Origin of the sequence: Devosia sp., from assembly GCF_034675085.1 — a bacterium.
Lineage (GTDB): Bacteria > Pseudomonadota > Alphaproteobacteria > Rhizobiales > Devosiaceae > Devosia.
Genome location: NZ_JAUCDN010000035.1, coordinates 1 through 16,929, shown reverse-complemented (window position 1 = coordinate 16,929; position 16,929 = coordinate 1). Strand labels below are relative to the sequence as shown.

Below are 16,929 nucleotides of genomic sequence, written 5' to 3'. Positions count from 1 at the left end.
CACCAGCTCATCTCCAACCCTCTGCACTATACGGGCTCCACCCGCGCCCGGCACATCCTGGAAAACTGGACCGAAATGCGGCCCAGATTCGTCAAGGTGATGCCGGTCGAGTACCGCCGCGCCATCCTCGAGATGGAAAGAAAGCGCGCCTCGGGCACGCATGTGGCGGCCGAGTAAGGGAGGACGACATGGGTAAGGTAACAGGCTTTCTGGAAATCGACCGCGAGGAACCGCGCTATGAGCCGGCTTCCGACCGTATCCGCCATTTCGGCGAATTCACCATTCCGCTCTCCGAGAGCCGGGTGACCGACCAGGCCGCCCGCTGCATGGATTGCGGCGTGCCCTATTGCCATGGCGATACGGGCTGTCCGGTCAACAACCAGATCCCGGACTGGAACGACCTCGTCTACAATGGCAACTGGGAAGAGGCGGCGCGCAACCTGCACTCCACCAACAACTTCCCCGAATTCACCGGCCGCATCTGCCCCGCGCCCTGCGAGGAAGCCTGCACGCTCAATCTCGAGGACGTGCCGGTGGCCATCAAGACGGTGGAACAGGCCATTGCCGACAAGGCCATCCGCTCGGGCTGGATCAGGCCGCAGCCGGCGACACACCGCACCGGCAAAAAGGTGGCCATTATCGGCTCCGGCCCGGCCGGGCTCGCCGCTGCCCAACAACTGGCCCGCGCCGGCCACGAGGTTCACGTCTATGAGCGCGAGCCCAAGGCCGGGGGCCTGCTGCGCTACGGCATTCCCGACTTCAAGATGGAAAAGGACCATATCGACTTCCGCGTCGGCCAGATGGAGGCCGAGGGCGTCACTTTCCACTATGGCGTCAATGTCGGAGTGACGACGCCTCTTGCAGAATTGCAGCGCTGGCATGACGCCGTGCTGCTCTGCGGCGGCTCGGAAACGCCGCGCCCGGTGGATGTTGAAGGGGTGGGGTTTGCCGGTGTGCATTTCGCCATGCCCTTCCTCATCCAGCAGAACCGGCGCCTCGGCGGCGAGGACATCTCCGGCCAAGCCCCCCTCACCGCCGCCGGCCGGCATGTGGTGGTGGTGGGCGGCGGCGACACCGCCAGCGACTGCGTCGGCACCTCGTTCCGCCAGGGCGCCGTGGCCGTCACCCAGCTCGACGTGCGCCCCATGCCGCCGCAGATGGAGAACAAGCTCGCCAACTGGCCCAACTGGCCGGTCAAGATGCGCACCTCGTCCAGCCAGGCCGAAGGCGCCATCCGCGAATTTTCCGCCGGCACCATGAAAATCCTCGGCAATGCCGCCGGCGAGGTGATCGGGGTGGAATGTGCCCGCGTCGACCGCCAGCGCCAACCCATCGAGGGCAGCGAATTCATCATCAAGGCCGATCTGGTGCTCCTGGCCATCGGCTTCGCCCACCCCATCCATGAGGGCATGCTGGCCGAACTGGGCGCCGATCTCGACCGGCGGGGCAATCTCTTCGCCGATACGCTGAGCTACCGCACCACGGTGCCGGGCGTCTATGCCGCGGGCGACATGCGCCGGGGCCAGTCGCTGGTGGTCTGGGCCATCCGCGAGGGCCGCCAGGCTGCCCGCGCCATCGACATCGACCTGATGGGCCGCACCGATCTGCCGCGCTGAACTGCCTCTGCCTCGCCCTCTCGGGGGCGGGGCATTGCCCAGGGCGGGGAAATCTGGCTAGAAACGCCTGCATCTCCCGGCAGGATTCCCCATGACCCAAAAACCCTATGTCGTCGATGAACTGATTTCGGCCAAGGCCGTCGCCGCGCGCGTCGAGGCGCTGGCCAAGGAGATTTCGGCCTATTATGCCGATACCGACAAGCTGGTGGTGGTGGGGCTTCTGCGCGGCTCCTTCATCTTCATCGCCGATCTGGTGCGCGAGCTGAACCTGCCGGTGGAGGTGGATTTCCTCGAGGCCTCATCCTATGGCAACGCCATGGAATCAAGCCGGGAAGTGCGGATTTTGAAGGATCTGCGCGGCGAGATCGCCGGACGCGACGTGCTGGTGGTGGAGGACATCATCGACACCGGCCACACGCTCAAGCATGTGCTGGAAATTCTCGAGACGCGCCATCCCCGCCGCATGGAGGTCTGCGCCCTGCTCAACAAGCCCAGCCGCCGCGAAACCGAGATCGCCGCCCGCTGGATCGGCTTCGACATTCCCGACGAATTCGTCGTCGGCTATGGCATCGACTATGCCCAGCGCAACCGCAACCTGCCCCATATCGGGGCGGTGCGATTTATTGACGGCTAAAACTCCAGCTCCTCGCGGGCCGGATCGATGCCGACCCCGAAGGCGTCGGCGCGGCCCACCGGGGCGCTGACCAATTGTTCGAGCGTGAAGGGCGGCTCGGCCCCGCCCGGCGCATCCGCCGTCAGCAGGTCGCCCGCCCGCGCCGGCACCCGGCTGATGGGAATGACGGCCCCCGCCACCTCCAGCAGTCGCGTCTGGCCCAGCCCCTGATAGGGCGGGCGCAGCATGGCGCCGGCATCGGTGCCCGCCAGGGGATCGGCCACCGCCACCTGAATGCCCCCGCCCCGATAGAAGCGGCTGATGGTCTGGCTGAGATAGAAGGCGATCTTGTCCGAGCCTGCGGCGGAAAAATGAATGCCGTCGCCTTTGCGCATCGACGCCGTCTGGCCGTTTACATCCGGCCCCTGCGATGAATATCTGCCGTCCTCGCCCAGGAAGCGCTCGTAGATATCGAGAAATTCCGCCCCGCCCGAAAAGCTGGCCATGCGATGGATATTGCTGATCTGGCTGATCGCGGCGGAATAGTCGGATTTGGACATAGGCGGCAACCCCACCCAGATCACCGGCTTGCCCGCCGCTCGCAGCTTGGCCAGAAAGGTGCTGATGCGCGCCTGATAGGCGGCGATCCAGGGCTCGCTGAGCGCCGGATAGGTCTTGCCATCGACCCGGATTTCCTGCCGGTCGTTGATGCCGATGATGACAATGGCCAGATCGAAGCTGTCGGCCGCGATCTGCTGGTCTATGGCCTTGATCCAGTCGAAATAATCGTCGCGCACGAAGCCCGAGGAACTGACGCCCTGGTCGATGACCGCCAGATGCGTATCCTCGGCATAGAACCGCTCCAGCGCACGGCTGAGGTCAATGGCCAGCGAATCCCCGAAAACGGCGAGGCGGGTGGCGTCTTCGGCCTTGGTCACCTGCGGCTTGGGCGGCGGCAGGGAAGCGGCCGGGGCCCGCTGCTGCGTCCTTTGCTGGGGCGCCTGCACCGGGGCAGCCGGCTCGGGCGGGCCGAAAAGCAGGTCGAACAGCGTCCGCCGCTTCTGCTCCTGGGCGATGAGCACCGTCTCGCGGTCCTGCGCGAAAGCAGGCGCCATCTCGCCAAGGACGAGAAGACCGGCCAGAAGGACGAGGGCAAGACGGATCATGGCACTTCCGCGCAACATCGCCCCCTCCCTAGCAAAACCACTCCCCAAGCGCCACTGCCTCGCCGCGACGTGAGCGGCGGGAGCCGCCCGCTCAGCGGTTGCGCCGCATCAGATATTGCTCCCAGGCATAGGCGGAGGCGACGATCTCCCGCAGGTCGTCATGCTGCGGCGTCCAGCCCAGCAGCTGGCGCACCTTCTCGCCGGTCGCCGTGATCGAGGCAGGATCGCCCGCCCGGCGCGGCCCTTCCTCGGCGCGAAAAACGACACCCGAGACGGAGCGGACCGTATCGACCACCTCCCGCACCGAATAGCCCTGCCCATAGGCGCAATTGAGCGTAGTGCTCTCGCCCCCGCCGCGCAGATGCTTGAGCAAAAGCGCGTGGGCGGCGATGAGGTCGGTCACGTGGATATAGTCGCGCACGCAGGTGCCGTCGGGGGTTTCGTAATCGGTGCCGAAAATATCCATCTTGGCGCGCTGGCCCAGCGCGGCCTGGCAGGCGACCTTGATCAGATGGGTGGCCATGGGCGTCGACTGGCCGCTGCGTCCCTGCGGATCGGCGCCCGCGACGTTGAAATAGCGCAAGACGCCATAGGTCAGATCGTGGGCCGCGGCCACGTCGGCCAGCATCCACTCGGTCATCAGCTTGGAGCGGCCATAAGGCGACATGGGATGAAGCGGCGTCGTCTCCACCACCGGTGCGAGCCCGGTCATGCCGTAGACGGCGGCGGTGGAGGAAAAGATGAAATGCTTCACCCCGCCCCGGACCGCAGCCTCGATCAGGTTGCGCGAGGTGGCGGTGTTGTTGGCGTAGTATTTGAGCGGATCGGTGACCGATTCCGGCACCACGATGGAGCCGGCGAAATGCACGATCTCGGTGATGGCGTGCTTGTCGATCAGCCTGAGCACCAATTCGATATCGCCGGCATTTCCGGGCTCGAAAAGAGCGCGCCCGTCCACGGCCCAGTCAAAGCCGGTGACCAGATTGTCGAGCACCACCACCTTCTCCCCGGCATCGGCCAGGTTGAGCACCATGTGGCTGCCGATATAGCCCGCGCCCCCGGTCACCAGCACGCTCATGGGTTAACTCCGTATTTTTAAAAGCCTTATTCCTTATGATGATATTTGCCAGAGGTTGAGATAGCTTTACATGGACTAAAAATGGAGTGTGCCTTGAAGCGCGTCAGAACAGCCGTATTTCCCGTCGCCGGGCTGGGAACCCGTTTCCTGCCCGCCACCAAGGCGCTGCCCAAGGAAATGCTGACCGTGGTCGACCGCCCGCTGATCCAATATGCGGTGGATGAGGCGCGCGAGGCCGGCATCGAGCATTTCGTCTTCGTGACCGGCCGCAACAAGGGCGTCATCGAAGATCATTTCGACCGCCAGTTCGAGCTGGAAACCACTTTGGAAGCGCGCGGCAAGACCCACGCGCTGGCCGAATTGCGCAAGGACCTGCCTTCGGCGGGGCGCACCAGCTTCACCCGCCAGCAGGAACCGCTGGGCCTCGGGCACGCCGTCTGGTGCGCACGCGATATCGTGGGCGACAACCCCTTCGCGCTGCTGTTGCCCGACATGCTGTTTCGCGGCCAGCCGGGCGTGCTCAAGCAGATGATGGACACCTATGAACAGACCGGCGGCAATGTGATCGCCGTCGAAGAGGTGCCGCCCGCCGATATTTCCTCCTATGGCGTCGTCGCCCGCGGCGAGGGCCCCGACAACAGCTTTGCCATCACCGACATGGTGGAAAAGCCTAGGCGCGAGGACGCCCCGTCCAACCTCATCATTTCGGGCCGCTATATCCTGCAGCCGGAAATCTTCGGGCTGCTGGCCAACCAGACGCGCGGCGCGGGCGGAGAAATCCAGATCACCGACGGCATGAAGGCGCTGCTCAAGGACCAGGCCTTCACCGGCGTCAAATATCGCGGCCAGAGCTTCGACTGCGGCTCCAAGATCGGCTTTCTCACCGCCAATGTGGTCTATGCGCTGGATCGCGAGGACATCAAGGACGGCTTTCTCACCGAACTCAAGAAGCTCAATCTCGAAGCGCGGCTATAGCCACCCCGGTCAGCGCGAGACGGTGACGCCCATGGTGACCCGGTGGGCGTCCTGCACGCCATTGCGGCTGCTTTCGGCATAGGCATAGTCGTAATCGGCGGTGACGGCGGTGTGGGCATTGACCTTGTAGTCGGCGCCCACGCGCCAGCCATGGCCGGTTTCCGTGTCGGGGCTGCCGGCAAAGCGCGCCGTGTTCCAATCCAGCCCCGCCCGCAGCGCCAGCCAGGAATTGACCTTGTAGTCGAGGCTGGCATTGGCGGCATGGGAGATGCGGGCCGCGCCCGCCCTATCCGGCCCGGTGGGCGCCAGCGTGGTGGCGAAGCCGGCGCCGAAGCGCCAGGTGGCATCGGGCGCATAGATAATCTGCGCGTCGTAAAGCTGGCTGGTGACCTCCTCCAGCCCCGCTGCATCGAACCGGCGCAGGCCCAGCCCGGTCGAAGCCGTAGCCTCCAGCCCGCTGTTCCAGCGGCCGGTGACGCCGCCACGAAGGCTCGTATTGGTGGCATCCAGGCGCGGCCCCGCCAGCGGAGCATTGTCGAAGACATCGCGTCCCAGCCCCGCCACGGCGAACACTTCCAGGATCGGGGTGATCTGGTAGCCGACGCGCAGCTCGGCATCATAGGCGGTATAGTTCTGCCGCCAATTGTCGACCAGCGCGCCGCTGTCGAGCATGGTCGGGCCATAGACGGTGCGGGCCAGACCCCCGGTCAGCCCGATATTGAGCTTGCCGAACCGGCGCGTCACGCCCAGTTCGCCGCCACCGCTGACGCTGCGCGCGGGAGAGGCGACATTGCTGGCGATGCCGGGCGTGCCGGCCACGCCCTGGCTCACGGTGAAATCGCCCGAGCCGACAAGACGCGTGTCCCTGTCCAGATCATAGCCGGCTTCCAGCCCCAGCCGCAGGCCGGTGACGCTGATCTGGCCATCACTATTGGGGCGGGTGACCTCGGCATCAGCATCGAGCCTGACGGCGGCGCGCGTGCCGACATGCTCGAGGCTGATTTTGGGCGCCAGCCTTGTATCGAAGCGCTCGCCGCTGCTGGCGCGGCTATAGCTGCCGCGCAACGCCACCGACCAGTCGACATCGAAGAAGGGATCATAGGGCTCGCGCAACCCGGCATCGCCGAGCGGAACCGGAGCTTCGGGGTAGACGCCGGGCAGCAGGCGCTCGCCATCGGCGCCCCCGGCCAGCGCCGGAACGGCAAGGCAAAGCGCCTGGAGCGCCACCGCCCCCGCCAGAATATGCCGCCAAGCCTGGGACAAAACCTGCTCCGCCGAACCCATGGAAATGGGCTGCCGCAGGGCGCCCAATCACGCGCCAATCCTTTCAGCTTATGGTTAAGGAACCCTTTTTGGCCGGGCGCGGCTCACTCCGTCGCGACCGGCTCCACCCGGAGCACCGGGCCATCCCCACCCACCACGCGAACCCTTTGGCCCGCCGGCATGTCGGGCCCGGAAATGCGCCAGATGGTGTCGCCCAGCGCCAGCCGGCCCACGCCCTGGGCGATGGGCTGGTCGAGCACGCCCTCGCGGCCCACCAATTGGGCCATGCGGCGGTTGAGCAGCGGCCTGTCGGTGCCTTCGTCGGGGCGATGACGGGCAAAGCGCACCCACACCGTAATGGAAACCAGCGACAGCGCCCCGAAGATGAGCCAGAGCCATGGCCAGTCGATCGGCTGCACGAAGGCGATGAGCCCGGTGCAGATGCCGGCAATGCCCATCCACAAAAGGAACCCGCCCGGCACCACCAGCTCCAGCGCCAGCAGCACCAGGCCGGCCACCACCCAGGCCCAGGGACCGATGCCGGCGATGAGCGCGAGGAGCTGCATGGGGTCAGCCCTGGCCGCTGCTGGGCACCCGGCCCGAACGGGGCGGGTTGGCGGCGCCGGACCCGAAGGTTTCGCGGGCGATTTCGGCGATGCCGCCGATGGAGCCGATGACGCTGGCCGCCTCGACCGGCAGCATCAGCACCTTCTGATTGGGCGAGGTCGCCAGCCCTTCCAGCGCCTTGATGTAATTATTGGCAACGAAATAGTTGATCGCCTGCACATTGCCGGCCGAAATGGCCTCGGACACGAGCCTGGTGGCCGCCGCCTCGGCCTCGGCGGCGCGTTCGCGCGCTTCGGCGTCGCGGAAGGCGGCTTCCTTGCGGCCCTCGGCTTCCAGAACCTGCGCCTGCTTTTCACCCTCGGCCTTGAGGATGGCGGCCTGCCGGCGCCCTTCGGCCTCGAGGATGGTGGCGCGCTTCTCGCGCTCGGCTTTCATCTGCCGGCCCATCGATTCCACCAGATCCTTGGGCGGGTCGATATCCTTGATCTCGATGCGGGTGATCTTGACGCCCCAGGGGGCGACGGCGGTATCGACCACGCGCAGCACCCTGTCATTGATCTCGTCGCGATGGCTGAGCAGCTCGTCCAGATCCATCGAGCCCATGACCGAGCGGATATTGGTCATGGTGAGGTTGAGGATGGCGTTTTCCAGATGCGCCACCTCATAGGCGGCCGAAGCGGCGTCCATGATCTGGTAGAAGGTGACGCCATTGGCGGTGACCGTGGCGTTGTCGCGGGTGATGACCTCCTGGTGCGGCACGTCGAGCACCTGTTCCATCACGTTCAGCTTTCTGCCGATGGTGTCGATGAACGGCACGATCAGGTTGAGGCCGGGCTTGAGCGTGCGGGTATATTTGCCGAAGCGCTCGATGGTGAAATTATAGCCCTGCGGCACCGTCTTGGCGCCGGCGAACAGCACCAGAAGCGCCAGAACCCCGATCCCGATCAGCGTGACGCTGAACCCGTCCAGCCCGAAAACGTCCATCATGTCCATCCTGATTCTGTTTGCCCGCTTTCCGGCCGAACATAGGGGCCGCCCCGGCCGCGCGCAACGGCGCGATCAGGGCATGGGCACGTTGATGCGCCGGTCGATGGTCAGGGTTATGGCGATGACGACAAAGGCGAAAATCACCATGCCCAGCGCGATGATATGCGCCTCGCCCCATTGCAGGCGCTCGACATAATCGTAAAGCGCGATGGCGATGACCTTGGTCTGGCCCGGAATATTGCCGCCGATCATCAGCACCACGCCGAATTCGCCCACCGTATGGGCGAAGGTCATCACCGCCCCCGTGATATAGCCGGGCCGGGCCAGCGGCACGGCCACGCGCCAGAAACGCTGCCAGTCGGATGCCCCCAGGCTCGAGGCCACCTCCAGCGCGTCATTGCCTATGGCGCCAAAACCATTGCGCAGCGGCTGCACCATGAAGGGCAGCGAATAAAAGAACGAGCCGATGACCAGCCCGGTGAAGGAAAAGGCCAGGGTGCGACCGCCCCAGAGCGAGGCGATCCAGCCGCCCGGCCCGCCGGGGCCGAGCGCGATGAGCAGGTAGAAGCCGAGGACGGTGGGCGGCAGCACCAGCGGCATGGACACCACCGCCCCCACCATCTCGCGATAGCGGCTCTTGCTGCGCGCCAGCCACCAGGCGATGGGCGTGCCGGCCAGCAGCAGGATCAGCGTATTGATCGCGGCCAGCGTCAGCGTCAGGCTGACGGGGGTCCAGATCTCCTCGAGCCGCATGAACCTCGCCCGTTATTCGACGACGTAGCCGGCCGCCTCGATCACCGCGACGGCCTTGTCGCTGCGCAGGAAATCGACATAGGCCTGCGCCGCCGGATTGGCCTCGCCGGTCTTGAGCAGCACCGCATCCTGGCGGATCGGCTCGAAAAGCTCGGCCGGCACGATCCAGACGCCGGATTTGCCCACCACCTGGCTGGCGGCGACGAACCCGAGCTCGGCATTGCCGCTCTCGACGAATTGCAGCGTCTGGGAGATGTTCTCGCCGGTCACCAGCTTGGGGGTGACGGCATCGACCAGACCCAGGGCGGTAAGCGTCTCGACAGCCGCCCGGCCATAGGGCGCGGTCTCGGGATCGGCGATGGCGAGCTTGTCGAACCCGCCGCCCTCGAGCGCCGCCTTGCCGTCGGCCAGGTCCAGCGAGGTGCTGTAAAGCGCAAGCGCGCCAATGGCATAGGTGAAGACCGAACCCTCAACGCCCAGCCCGTCGGCCACGGCCTTGGAGGGGCGCTCATCATCGGCGGCCAGCAGCACCTCGAAGGGCGCGCCCTGGGTGATCTGGGTATAGAGCTGGCCGGTGGCGCCGAAGCTGTAGACCACGTCATGGCCGGTTTCGGCCTTGAAGATCGGGGCCAGCTCTTCGGCCACCTTGGTGAAATTGGCCGCAACAGCGACACTGACCTGATCCGCCTGGGCGGTGGACGCTATGAGCACCATGAGCAGGGAACCCAGCACGACGCGCTTCATCGTCAACTCCGATATGTTTTCAAAACCATATCGGTTGTGGCAAAGCGCTCGGGGTGGCGCAAGCGATATTTCCGTCAGGAGAGATCGAATTTCTCCCGCAAAAGCGCCACGTCGCCGGCGATGGCGGCCCGGGTGGCCTGCTGCATGGCGCGATAGCGTGCCAGCACCAGCCGTCCCGCCTCGGTCAGATGCGCGCCGCCCTGATCGGCCCCGCCGCGGCTGGAGGCCACCAGCGTCACGCCAAACCCCTGGTTGAGCGCCTGCACCAGTCCCCAGGCGCGCTTGTAGCTCATGCCCATGGCCTTGCCGGCGGCGGAGATGGAGCCGGTCGTCTCGATCAGTTCCATCAGGTCGGCCCGGCCGGGGCCGATATAGGCCGACTCCCCGAGCACGACCCGCAAATGCCCCAGCCCGTCGGCAGGAACCCCGGCCATCCCGGCTAGCCGCGCAGCGCGCTGGCCTCGCGCGCCAGCGCCTCGATGCGGCCCCAGTCGCCCGCCTCGACGGCGTCGGCCGGCATGATCCAGCTGCCGCCCACGCAGATGACGTTGGGAAGGGCCAGAGAGGTTTTTGCCTTGGCCGCATCGATGCCGCCGGTGGGGCAGAAGGTGATGTCCGAAAGGGGCGAGGCGAAAGCCTTGAGCACCGGCGCACCGCCATTGGCCTCGGCGGGGAAGAATTTGAGGAAGCTGTAGCCGCGCTCGGCCGCCGTCATCGCCTCGCTGGGCGTGGCAATGCCCGGCAGCAGGGGAATGCCGATATCGTCGGCGGCGTCGAGAATGCGCGGGGAGATGCCCGGCGACACCATGAAGCGGCAGCCGGCATCGACCGACTGCTTCATGTGCTGGGGGCTGCGCACCGTGCCCGAGCCGACGATGGCGCCGGACACCTTGCCCATCTCCTCCATCACCCGGATCGCGTTGGGGGTGCGCAACGTCACCTCCAGAATGGGCAATCCACCGGCCACCAGCGCTTCGGCCAGCGGCCGGGCCTTGGAGACATCGTCGAGGATGATGACCGGCACCACCGGGGCAAGCGAGAGGATGGAGCGGATGGCGGCGGCATCTTGCGGCATGGTGTGTCCTCGTCAAAAGCGGTGCGGCAAGGGTTAGGGCGCAAGCCCAAGGACCGCAAGCAGTTTCATCGCCCTATCCAGTATAGCGGCGCGCGGCGAAGCGGGGATTGCCGCTCACGCGCCGGCAAGGAAGATGTGGTGCCGGTGAAAGGCCAGTGCCTGCGGATCGGGGTGGGTGAGAGGATTGTCGGGCACGCGAAGCCGCCCTTGCGGGTTTAGCCGCTCAAGCAGTTCGGGGTCGATGCGACTCAGATCGGCCAGCAGTTCCAGTCCCGGCCCCACCGCCAGATGCCCACGATGAAAGGCATTGGCGGCGGCGGGAGACAGGCAGAGGAAATTGCTCACATGCAGCGCGCCGCCGGCCACGAGCGGGCGGATGGCGACGATCTCCAATGTATCGTGCAGCAGGCCCTCGGCAGGTGCAAAACGCTCGCCGGTCATGGCACAGGCATGGCCATATTGGCTTATTATGCTGGCATAAAGCTCCCGCAACATCTCGAAAGAGGGAGAGGGTTCAGGCGTGGGTTCAAAGGCAGTGCCAGCCTCTGCGAGGAATTTCTTCCAGTAGAGCAGATCGCCCGGATCGTTCTCGTTCGCCCCCATGCCATGCTCCCTGCGCCAGAATAGGGGAAACACTATGAGGGTTTTCACTTGTGTCAAATTCCGGGGCCGGACTGGCGCAGGCAGGAACACAGTATAGGGGACGATCGGGCGACGGGGATAAGCCCCGCGTCGCCCTATTCGGTCAGCAGATAGTCCGCCAGCGCCTCCAGATCCGGATCGGCCCAGTGCGAGGTGGATTCGGCGATGACTTCGCCCATGGTGCCGCCAAGCACGTCGAAGCGCGGGGTGAAGCCGTCGCGCAGGGTTTGCACAAGGGTTTCAGCGTCATAGCCCTTTTCGCGCAATGAAGCGGCGGTGAGCGCCGGCGCCCGCCCGCCGGGGCCGCCGGGCGAGCCGGTGAAGGCCTTGTCCCATTCCAGCGCCCCCAGCGCGTTGCGCGGCGTATGGCAGGCGACGCAATGGGCCGGGCCGTAAGCGAGGTATTTGCCGCGATTATAGCCTTCCGATTTTTCCGGATCGGGGGCGAAGCGGGCCGGCGAGAAGAACAGCGCCTGCCAGCCGGCCATCAGGGGGCGGATATTGAACGGAAAGGCGATGGCATCGGGCGCGGCGGGGGTGGAAACCGGCTCGGTGGCCTGGAGCGCGGCATAGAGGTCGGCAATCTCCTGGTCGCTCATAAGCGTATAGTTTTCATAGGGAAAAACCGGGTAGAGCGGCCCCTGCGGCCCCCGGCCATTGCTCATCGCCTCGGAAAACTGCGCCAGCGTCCAGCGCCCGATCCCGGCATCGGGATCGGCGGTGATATTGGGCGGAACGAAGGTGCCGTAGGGGGTTTGCAGACCGGCGCCGCCGGCCAGCAAGGCCCCCTTATTGGCGGTATCGGTGTGGCAGGCCACGCATCCGCCCAGCCGGATGAGGTCATTGCCGCGCGCGACATCGCCGACCAGGGTCAGATCGCGCGCCGGGCCGGAGACCGGGCGCAAGAGGAAAACAGCCGCCCCGGCGGCGAGGATAACGAGAATCGCAAGGGCGAAAAGGCGCTTCTTCATCGGCGTCTCCGGCGGATTTCGATGCATCTGAGCAGAGGGACGCCCCCTACGGGAAATCAACACCTTGCGAGCCGGAACCGCGTTAACGCCGCTTCGCATGAAGGGCTCTTGGTTAGCAGACTGTTATCGCGTCGCGTCCCCTCAGGGCGCATTTCAGTGGCGCGAAAGCACCGCATCGACCTCTGCCCGGCTGGGCGGAACGCAGCCCTTATGGGCGCAATTGAGCCCGGCCACCACGGCGCCGAAGCGCAGGGTGCGCACCAGGGCCGCCTCGTCGAGCAGGCCGAGCCGCCCCGGAGCCAGCGCGCCGGTCTCGCCCAGCCAGGTGAGGATGCCGGCCATAAGGCTGTCGCCCGCCCCCACAGTATCGCCGAACACCGGGGGGGCGTAGATATCTGCCCGGCCGCGCGCCGCGCGCGAAAACGCCAGCGAGCCCGATTCGCCCAGGGTCACCACCACCAGTTCGCAATTGGGGCGCTCGAGCAGCGCGCCGGCATATTCGGCGATGGTCAGGTGCGGTGCGAGCCAGGCATGGTCCTCCTCGGACAGCTTGACCAGATGCGCCCGGTCAAGGAACCGGTCGAGCCGCTCGCGATAGCCGGCTTCGTCCTCGATGAGCTTCTCGCGGACATTGATGTCGATGGAAACGGTGGCCCCGCGCCCCAGCGCCGTCTCGACCACGTCGAGCCAGACCGAGGCATCGTCCTCCAGGATCGGGCAGAAGCCGCCGATCTGGTAGAGCTGCACCTGCTGCGGCAGGGCGGCAAGCAGCCCCTCGCGGGTAAAGGCGCGGTCGGCCCCGCGCTCGAAGACATAACTGGCCTGCATCCGCTCGTTGAAGGTGACGATGGCCTTGGTCGTGGGCGCGGCGACGCGCTCATCCAGCAGCACCGCCACGCCGGCCGCCGCCAGCGGGGCCAGCAGCAGGTCGCCATAGTCATCCTGGCTGATGGGGCAGAGGAACCCCGCCTCGTTGCCCAGCTTGGCCAGGGCGATGGCGCAATTGAAGGGCGAGCCGCCGGCCAGCGCCATGCGCTCGGCATCAGCTGCCGCCGAAACCGGCACCAGATCGATGAGGCTCTCGCCACCCACCACGAACATTGCGCGCTTCCCCGCTTCTTTCCGGCCATCGTTCTGGCCGGCAGCGACATAGCATCTCGCCCCGCCCCCTGACCAGCGGCGCGAATATTTTCACCGCAGCGCGGATTAAACCGGGCCCCGGCGTGTTGATGCTGTCGAGGGCCGGTCCCCCGGCCCCGCAACAGCGAGGAGACTTCCCATGATGTTCCGATCCATGCTGGCCGGCGCCGCGGCGCTGATGCTGCTGGCCACCCCGGCTCTGGCCGCCGATTATCTCGGCGGCGCCGTCAAATCCACCGATATCGGCGGCAAGATGGTGCTGACCGACGCCAATGGCCTGTCGCTCTATACCTTCGACAAGGACACCAGGGGCGACGGCAAGAGCGTGTGCAATGACGACTGCGCCGGCAAATGGCCCCCGCTCATGGCCGAGGCGGGGTCCGCCGCCGAAGGCGACTTCACCCTGGTCACCCGCGATGACGGCAGCACCATGTGGGCCTATAAGGGCTGGCCGCTCTATTATTGGTATGAGGACATAGCGCCCGGCGACATCAAGGGCGACGGCGTCGGCGGCGTCTGGCACCTTGCCATCGAATAGTAGCGGGCGGAGGGTCCATGGATCCGTTTCTCGACCAGCTCGAAGACTGCGTGCCGGCCCTGCGGCGCTACGCAAGGGCGCTGACGCGCGACGCCGACCTGGCCGACGATCTGGTGCAGGACTGCCTGGAACGCGCTTTGTCCCGGCGGGGCCTGTTTCGCCCCGCCGGCCCGGTTCGCGCCTGGCTGTTCACCATTCTGCTGAACCTGTTCCGCAATGACCGGCGCGCCGCCCGTGGCCGGGCCCAGACGCTGCGGCTCGACAGCGTGCCCGAGCCGGCCAGCCCCGCCGCCCAGCCGGGCCATGTCGACCTGGCCGAGTTGGCGCGCGCGTTGGAGACCCTGCCGGCCGAACAGCAGGAAGCCCTGCTGCTGGTGACGCTGGAAGGCCTGGCCTATCAGGAAGCGGCCGATATCATCGGCATTCCCCTGGGCACGCTGATGAGCCGGCTGGGCCGCGCCCGCGCCGCCCTGCGCCTGCTCACGGGCGCGCCCTCCGAGCCCTATCTGAGAACCGTCAAATGAGCGAGATCACAAGCGAAGTGCTGATGGCCTATGCCGACGGGCAATTGCCCGAGGCCCGGCGCGCCGCCGTGGCGGCCCATCTGGCCGCCAATGGGCAGGCCGAGGCCGAAATGGAGCTGATGCTGCGCCAGAACGACGCCATCAGGACCCTGTTCGACCCCGTTGCCGCCGAAGCCGTGCCGGCGCGCCTGCGCCCCCGGCGCCTGGTCGAAAACCAGCGCCGCCGCCGCATGAATTTCCGCCTCGCGGCCATCGCCGCCATGCTGCTGGTGGGGCTGGGTGTAGGCGTCGGCTGGCTGGCCCGCCCCCTGTTCGACGCGCCCTCGGCCAGCGCCATATTGATCGCCGATGCCGTAAACGCCCATAGCGTCTATGTCGCCGAAAGCCGCCATGCGGTGGAGGTGGACAGCGCCGACAGCGAGCATCTGGGCAACTGGCTTTCCAGCCGGCTGGAGACGCGGCTCGGCCTGCCCGATCTCGCGCCTGAGGGGTTTACCCTGATGGGAGGGCGGCTGCTGCCCGGTACGCCCGGACTGGGCGGGCGCGCCGCGCAATTGATGTATGAGGACAAGGCCAGCGAGCGGGTGACCATCTATGTCACCGCCGCCTTGCCCGACCGTGAAAACGCCTACCAGTTCACCAGCACCGGCGGCGCCGAGGCTTTTTACTGGGCCAATGCCCGCATCACCTGCACCGTGGTCGGCACCCTGCCCCAGGCGCGCATGCGCAATGTGGCGGGCGCCGTCTATGCCCAGCTCGCCGAAGGCGGGACAGGCGCCGGGCAACGCTCCTACCGGGAATAGGGAGCGGGCGCGTTCCGGGGCGGCAAATCGTTGGAATAGATATTGTGCAGGCCCATATTGGCGACGTCGCGCTCGCCGCACAGGGCCATGGTGGTGTCGATCTCCTTTTGCAGGATGTCGAGCACCCGCGTCACCCCCGCCTCGCCGCCCGCGCCCAGGCCATAGAGCATGGGCCGCCCGATAAAGGTGGATTTGGCCCCATAGGCCAGCGCCTTGAGCACGTCCTGGCCGGAGCGGATGCCGCTATCGAGATAGATCTCGGTCTTGTGGCCGACGCGATCGACGATTTCGGGCAGCACCCTTATGGTTGAGGGCGCCCCGTCGAGCTGGCGGCCGCCATGATTGGACACCACGATGGCGTCGGCGCCATTGTCCAGCGCCGCCTGTGCGTCATCGGCATCGAGCACGCCCTTGACGATGACCGGACCGCCAAAGCGCTCCTTGATCCATTTGACGTCGGCCCAGTTGAGCGTGGGGTCGAACTGGCTGGCCGTCCAGGCCGAGAGCGAGGCCAGGTCGTGATCGCCCGAGACATGGCCGACAATGTTGCGGAAGGTATGGCGCCTCGTGCCCAGCATGCGCAGGCACCACAGGGGATGCTGCATCATCTGCCAGATCGAATAGGGGGTGAATTTGGGCGGGGTGGAGAGCCCGTTGCGGATATCCTTGTGGCGCTGGCCCAGGATCTGCAAATCCATGGTCAGGATCAGCGCCGAGCATTTGGCCGCCTTGGCGCGGTCGATGAGGCGATTGATGAAATCGCGGTCGCGCATGACATAGAGCTGGAACCAGAAGGGGGCGCTGGTATTCTCGGCAATATCCTCGATGGAGCACACGCTCATGGTCGAGAGCGAGAAGGGAATGCCGTATTTCTCGGCCGCCCGCGCCGCCTTGATCTCGCCATCGGCCACCTGCATGCCCCCGGTCGCGGCCGGGGCGATGGCCACCGGCATGGCGATTTCCTTGCCCAGCATCTTCACCTTGAGGTTGCGCCCCTCAAGATTGACCGCCACCTTCTGGTTGAAGAGGATTTTTGAAAAATCGCTCTCATTGGTGCGATAGGTGCCTTCGGTATAGGAACCGCTATCGGCATACTCGAAGAACATCTTGGGCACCCGGCGCTGCGCCACGGCCTTCATTTCTTCGACGGTGAGAATCCTGTTGAGCGCGACCATGTGCGTTTCTCCGGTTTCACACTGCCCTAATAACTAACATGTTAGTTGTCAATCGCGCGGCGAGATTGCGCTTGCACGCGCCCGCGCCCTTGCCTCAAATGGCCCGGCAGGGAGGATGGCATGGCCGACGACGTTCTGGAGCATATCGAAAAGGAATTTCGCGACCTGACCGTGGGCAATGCCGGGCTGGACGTGCTTTACGACCAGTGCCTGTGGGCCGAGGGGCCGGTCTGGTTCGGCGACGCGGAGTGCCTCGTCTGGAGCGACATCCCCAATAATCGCATGCTGCGCTACGTGCC

19 protein-coding genes and 1 pseudogene are annotated in these 16,929 nt (G+C 66.1%); 7 read left to right on the top strand and 13 right to left on the bottom strand.

What is annotated here, in order from left to right; all coding sequences use genetic code 11:
- Positions 1-188 precede the first annotated feature (188 nt).
- Both VDP82_RS04140 and hpt read left to right on the top strand, forming a co-directional pair.
- Entirely contained in the window at positions 189-1,616 is a 1,428-nt protein-coding gene (locus VDP82_RS04140; RefSeq protein ID WP_323013577.1) for a glutamate synthase subunit beta, read from the top strand.
- Between the two features lie 91 nt (positions 1,617-1,707).
- Positions 1,708-2,250 carry a hypoxanthine phosphoribosyltransferase gene (gene hpt, locus VDP82_RS04135; protein WP_323013576.1) on the top strand — a complete coding sequence of 181 codons (543 nt, stop codon included), beginning with the start codon at positions 1,708-1,710 and terminating at the stop codon, positions 2,248-2,250.
- Here hpt and VDP82_RS04130 read toward each other — a convergent pair.
- On the bottom strand, positions 2,247-3,395 hold the full coding sequence (locus tag VDP82_RS04130; RefSeq protein WP_323013575.1) for a DUF459 domain-containing protein: 1,149 nt from the start codon (positions 3,393-3,395) through the stop codon (positions 2,247-2,249). The two genes, hpt and VDP82_RS04130, sit on opposite strands and share 4 nt — an antisense overlap.
- Before the next feature lie 91 nt (positions 3,396-3,486).
- A complete protein-coding gene (gene galE, locus VDP82_RS04125) occupies positions 3,487-4,473 on the bottom strand; it encodes a UDP-glucose 4-epimerase GalE (RefSeq protein ID WP_323013574.1) in 987 nt (328 codons plus the stop codon).
- Between the two features lie 93 nt (positions 4,474-4,566).
- On the opposite strand from galE, the gene galU reads away from it, so the two are divergent.
- On the top strand, positions 4,567-5,448 hold the full coding sequence (galU, locus tag VDP82_RS04120) for a UTP--glucose-1-phosphate uridylyltransferase GalU (RefSeq protein WP_323013573.1): 882 nt from the start codon (positions 4,567-4,569) through the stop codon (positions 5,446-5,448).
- 9 nt (positions 5,449-5,457) lie between these two features.
- On the opposite strand, the gene VDP82_RS04115 is transcribed toward galU, so the two are convergent.
- The 10 genes from VDP82_RS04115 to VDP82_RS04070 form a co-directional block, all read right to left on the bottom strand.
- The gene (locus VDP82_RS04115) at positions 5,458-6,711 is read right to left on the bottom strand and encodes an outer membrane beta-barrel protein (RefSeq protein WP_323013572.1); all 1,254 of its coding nucleotides are present in this window, start codon (positions 6,709-6,711) and stop codon (positions 5,458-5,460) included.
- A 104-nt stretch (positions 6,712-6,815) separates the two neighbouring features.
- A complete protein-coding gene (locus VDP82_RS04110; protein ID WP_323013571.1) occupies positions 6,816-7,277 on the bottom strand; it encodes an NfeD family protein in 462 nt (153 codons plus the stop codon).
- Positions 7,278-7,281: 4 nt separating this feature from the next.
- On the bottom strand, positions 7,282-8,262 hold the full coding sequence (locus tag VDP82_RS04105) for an SPFH domain-containing protein (RefSeq protein WP_416347075.1): 981 nt from the start codon (positions 8,260-8,262) through the stop codon (positions 7,282-7,284).
- Between the two features lie 75 nt (positions 8,263-8,337).
- A complete protein-coding gene (modB, locus tag VDP82_RS04100) occupies positions 8,338-9,018 on the bottom strand; it encodes a molybdate ABC transporter permease subunit (protein WP_323013569.1) in 681 nt (226 codons plus the stop codon).
- 12 nt (positions 9,019-9,030) lie between these two features.
- Positions 9,031-9,762 carry a molybdate ABC transporter substrate-binding protein gene (gene modA, locus VDP82_RS04095; protein ID WP_323013568.1) on the bottom strand — a complete coding sequence of 244 codons (732 nt, stop codon included), beginning with the start codon at positions 9,760-9,762 and terminating at the stop codon, positions 9,031-9,033.
- A gap of 74 nt (positions 9,763-9,836) precedes the next feature.
- Positions 9,837-10,196, bottom strand: coding sequence for a winged helix-turn-helix domain-containing protein (locus VDP82_RS04090; protein WP_323013567.1), 360 nt, complete (start codon positions 10,194-10,196; stop codon positions 9,837-9,839).
- Positions 10,197-10,201: 5 nt separating this feature from the next.
- A complete protein-coding gene (gene eda / locus VDP82_RS04085; protein ID WP_323013566.1) occupies positions 10,202-10,837 on the bottom strand; it encodes a bifunctional 4-hydroxy-2-oxoglutarate aldolase/2-dehydro-3-deoxy-phosphogluconate aldolase in 636 nt (211 codons plus the stop codon).
- 114 nt (positions 10,838-10,951) lie between these two features.
- The gene (locus VDP82_RS04080) at positions 10,952-11,440 is read right to left on the bottom strand and encodes a hypothetical protein (RefSeq protein WP_323013565.1); all 489 of its coding nucleotides are present in this window, start codon (positions 11,438-11,440) and stop codon (positions 10,952-10,954) included.
- A gap of 134 nt (positions 11,441-11,574) precedes the next feature.
- Positions 11,575-12,450, bottom strand: a complete 876-nt coding sequence (locus VDP82_RS04075) for a cytochrome c (RefSeq protein ID WP_323013564.1) — start codon at positions 12,448-12,450, stop codon at positions 11,575-11,577.
- Between the two features lie 153 nt (positions 12,451-12,603).
- Positions 12,604-13,551, bottom strand: coding sequence for a PfkB family carbohydrate kinase (locus tag VDP82_RS04070; RefSeq protein WP_323013563.1), 948 nt, complete (start codon positions 13,549-13,551; stop codon positions 12,604-12,606).
- Positions 13,552-13,729: 178 nt separating this feature from the next.
- Here VDP82_RS04070 and VDP82_RS04065 point away from each other — a divergent pair, with 178 nt between their 5' ends.
- Genes VDP82_RS04065 through VDP82_RS04055 form a run of 3 tightly spaced genes read left to right on the top strand, consistent with a single transcriptional unit; the run spans position 13,730 to position 15,455 of the window.
- Positions 13,730-14,128, top strand: coding sequence for a hypothetical protein (locus tag VDP82_RS04065; RefSeq protein ID WP_323013562.1), 399 nt, complete (start codon positions 13,730-13,732; stop codon positions 14,126-14,128).
- 17 nt (positions 14,129-14,145) lie between these two features.
- Positions 14,146-14,652: a sigma-70 family RNA polymerase sigma factor gene (locus VDP82_RS04060; protein WP_323013561.1), complete on the top strand. Its 507-nt coding sequence runs from the start codon at positions 14,146-14,148 to the stop codon at positions 14,650-14,652.
- Positions 14,649-15,455, top strand: coding sequence for an anti-sigma factor (locus VDP82_RS04055; protein WP_323013560.1), 807 nt, complete (start codon positions 14,649-14,651; stop codon positions 15,453-15,455). Before VDP82_RS04060 ends, VDP82_RS04055 begins: the two co-directional genes overlap by 4 nt.
- Here the strand turns inward: VDP82_RS04055 and VDP82_RS04050 are convergent.
- Positions 15,443-16,630, bottom strand: a complete 1,188-nt coding sequence (locus VDP82_RS04050; RefSeq protein WP_323013559.1) for an alpha-hydroxy acid oxidase — start codon at positions 16,628-16,630, stop codon at positions 15,443-15,445. The genes VDP82_RS04055 and VDP82_RS04050 overlap by 13 nt on opposite strands.
- A 120-nt stretch (positions 16,631-16,750) precedes the next feature.
- Between VDP82_RS04050 and VDP82_RS18050 the strand changes: the two are divergent.
- Positions 16,751-16,929: pseudogene (locus VDP82_RS18050) on the top strand (SMP-30/gluconolactonase/LRE family protein); the annotation flags it as partial.